Raw genomic sequence first — 3,120 nt, forward strand, 5'->3', positions numbered from 1 at the left:
TGATCTCGAACTCGTAGTCCGTCAGGCCGATCGGGAAGCCGACCGTCTTGGCTTCGGCCCCGTTCGGCATCGTCACCGGCTGCACCCAGCCCATCTCGTCGACATCCGGCCGCGGCGCCCACCGGCGCTTGCGCGAGCACTTCCAGGCGAGCTCTTCCAGCCCATGGCCCAGCGCGAATTCATCTACCACATGGCCGGCGTCTCCAAGGCCTTCGGGCCCAAGAAGACGCTCGACAACATCCACCTCAGCTTCTACCCAGACGCCAAGATCGGCATCCTGGGCGTGAACGGCGCGGGCAAGTCGACCCTGCTCAAGATCATGGCGGGGATCGACAAGGAGTACACCGGCGAGGCCTGGGCCGCGAAGGGCGCCAAGATCGGCTATCTGGCGCAGGAGCCGCAGCTCGACCCGAACAAGACGGTGCGGGAGAACGTCATGGACGGCGTCGCGGAGAAGACCGCGATCCTTGAGCGCTACAACGAGCTCGCCATGAACTACTCCGACGAGACCGCCGACGAGATGACGGAGCTGCAGGACCGCATCGAGGCGCTCGGCCTGTGGGACCTCGACTCCAAGGTCGACCTCGCCATGGAGGCGCTCGGCTGCCCGCCGGACGACTGGAACGTCGAGAAGCTGTCGGGCGGCGAGAAGCGCCGCGTGGCGCTCTGCAAGCTGCTGCTGTCGGAGCCCGACCTGCTGCTGCTCGACGAGCCCACCAACCATCTCGACGCCGAGACGGTGAACTGGCTGGAGAACCACCTGCGGAACTACAAGGGCGCGATCCTGATCGTCACCCATGACCGCTACTTCCTCGACAACGTCACCAGCTGGATCCTCGAGATCGACCGCGGCCGGGGCATTCCCTACGAGGGCAACTACTCCTCGTGGCTGGTGCAGAAGCAGAAGCGGATGGAGCAGGAAGGCCGCGTCGAGGAGGCGCTGCAGCGCACCCTCAAGCGCGAGCAGGAGTGGATGGGCAACAGCCCGAAGGCGCGCCAGGCCAAGAGCAAGGCCCGCATCCAGCGCTATGACGAGCTCGTCGCCAAGGCCTCGGAGGCGGGCCCGACCACCGCGCAGATCGTCATCCCGATCGCCGAGCGGCTCGGCAACACGGTCGTCGAGTTCGAGCACCTGTCGAAGGGTTTTGGCGACAAGCTGCTGATCGACGACCTGAGCTTCCGGCTGCCGCCCGGCGGCATCGTCGGCGTCATCGGCCCGAACGGCGCCGGCAAGACCACGCTGTTCCGCATGATCACCGGCCAGGACAAGCCCGACGGCGGCACCATCAAGATCGGCGAGACGGTGCATCTCGGCTATGTCGACCAGAGCCGCGACTCGCTCGACCCCAACAAGAACGTCTGGGAGGAGATCTCGGGCGGCACCGACGTGATCCATCTCGGCAAGCGCGAGGTGAACTCCCGCGCCTATGTGGGCGCCTTCAACTTCAAGGGGGCGGCCCAGCAGAAGAAGGTCGGCGACCTCTCGGGCGGCGAGCGCAACCGCGTGCACCTCGCCAAGATGCTGAAGTCGGGCGCCAACGTGCTGCTGCTCGACGAGCCGACCAACGATCTCGACATCGACACGCTGAGGGCGCTCGAAGAGGCGCTCGAGGACTATGCGGGCTGCGCCGTGATCATCAGCCATGACCGCATGTTCCTCGACCGCATCGCCACCCACATGCTGGCCTTCGAGGGCGACAGCCATGTCGAGTGGTTCGAGGGCAACTTCCAGGATTACGAGGAAGACAAGAAGCGCCGCCTCGGCCCGGACGCGGTCGAGCCCAAGCGTCTCAAGTACCGCCAGTTCGCGCGGTGAACCGGTGATGGAGGACTGGTCGGCCTCGACCTACCTCCGTTTCGAAAACGAGCGCACGCGCCCGGCGGCCGACCTGCTGGCGCGCGTGCCGCTGGAGCGCCCCGGGCTCGTGGTCGATCTCGGCTGCGGGCCGGGTAACTCGACCGAGTTGCTGGCGGCCCGGTTCCCCAAGGCCGAGATCGTCGGGATTGACTCCTCCCCCGACATGCTGGCGGCCGCGGCGGAGCGCCTGCCGGCCGTCCGCTTCGTCGAGGCCGACGTCGCGGACTGGACGCCGGACGCGCCCCCGGACCTGATCTTCGCGAACGCCGTGCTGCAATGGCTGCCGGATCACGAGGCGCTGTTCCCGCGGCTCATCCGCAGCCTCGCGCCCGGCGGCGCGCTCGCGATCCAGATGCCGGACAATCTGTCGGAGCCGTCGCACGTCGCCATGGCGGAGGCCGCCCGCGATCCCGCCTGGGCGGCGCGCATCGCCAACGCGGGCGGGGCCCGGACGCGGATCCTTACGGCCGAAGGCTATCACGACCTGCTCGCGCCCGACGCGGCGGTCGTCGACGTCTGGCGGACGACCTATCTGCACCCGCTCGACGGCGCCGAGGCGATCGCGGACTGGTGCCGGGCGACGGGGCTGCGGCCCTATCTCGACCCGCTCGACGCTGAGGAGCGCGAGCGCTTCCTGAAAATCTACACGGAGCGTCTGCGGGCCTTCTATCCGGAGCGGGCGAACGGCAAGGTCCTGCTGCGCTTCCCGCGTCTCTTCATCGTCGCGGTCCGGCGCTAGGCTCTCGTGGTGGAACAGGGGCCGCTCGCCATCACGCCGGCGCGCACGCTGCGTGCGGAGCTCGTCGCGGTTCTGGCGGGCGCGGATCGCAAGAGCTTCGAGACCGCGCCGGTCGAGGCGCTGGATCTGCGGCTTGAGGGTCTGCCCGGCGACCGCCACGCCGGCTTCACGCGGCGCGCCAGCGGCCGCGAGCCCTGGTATCCGCGCGGCGAGGAGATCCGCTCCGGCCGCCAGATTTCGATCGTCTCCGTCGAGGAGCTCGAGGAGATCGGCCGCGTGCTGGGGATCGGGGCGATCGAGCCCGGGTGGATCGGGGCCAATCTGCTGCTTTTCGGCCTCCCCCGCCTGTCGTTCCTGCCGGCCGGGACCCGGCTGTTCTTCGCCGGCGGCGCCGCCCTCGTCGTGGAGGCGCAGAACGTCCCCTGCAGGACCGGCATTTTTGTCGATCGACATCCATCGGGACGGCGCCAGCGCGCTCGGCCCGTGGTCCGAACTGCTCCGCGGCGCGCTCGCCACGCCGTAT

4 protein-coding genes are annotated in these 3,120 nt (G+C 68.8%); 3 read left to right on the forward strand and 1 reads right to left on the reverse strand.

Features of this window, described 5'->3' with window-relative positions:
* Window positions 1-190: hypothetical protein (locus tag ACIKT0_RS15880; RefSeq protein WP_407106311.1), on the reverse strand; the 190-nt coding region annotated here is incomplete at its 3' end.
* On the opposite strand from ACIKT0_RS15880, the gene ettA reads away from it, so the two are divergent.
* The 3 genes from ettA to ACIKT0_RS15895 all read left to right on the forward strand — a co-directional run.
* Window positions 164-1,816, forward strand: a complete 1,653-nt coding sequence (ettA, locus tag ACIKT0_RS15885) for an energy-dependent translational throttle protein EttA (protein ID WP_407106312.1) — start codon at window positions 164-166, stop codon at window positions 1,814-1,816. The genes ACIKT0_RS15880 and ettA overlap by 27 nt on opposite strands.
* 7 nt (window positions 1,817-1,823) lie before the next feature.
* Entirely contained in the window at window positions 1,824-2,597 is a 774-nt protein-coding gene (gene tam, locus ACIKT0_RS15890; RefSeq protein ID WP_407106314.1) for a trans-aconitate 2-methyltransferase, read from the forward strand.
* 9 nt (window positions 2,598-2,606) lie between these two features.
* Window positions 2,607-3,120, forward strand: a 514-nt coding sequence (locus ACIKT0_RS15895; RefSeq protein ID WP_407106315.1) for an MOSC domain-containing protein, incomplete at its 3' end; no start/stop codon positions are given.

The organism is Hansschlegelia beijingensis, assembly GCF_045505405.1.
Classification (GTDB): Bacteria; Pseudomonadota; Alphaproteobacteria; order Rhizobiales; family Methylopilaceae; genus Methylopila; species Methylopila beijingensis_A.

Coding starts and splice junctions, on each gene's coding strand:
- ettA (WP_407106312.1), top strand. CDS start 164: ATGGCCCAGCGCGAATTCATCTACCACATGGCCGGCGTCTCCAAGGCC.
- tam (WP_407106314.1), top strand. CDS start 1,824: ATGGAGGACTGGTCGGCCTCGACCTACCTCCGTTTCGAAAACGAGCGC.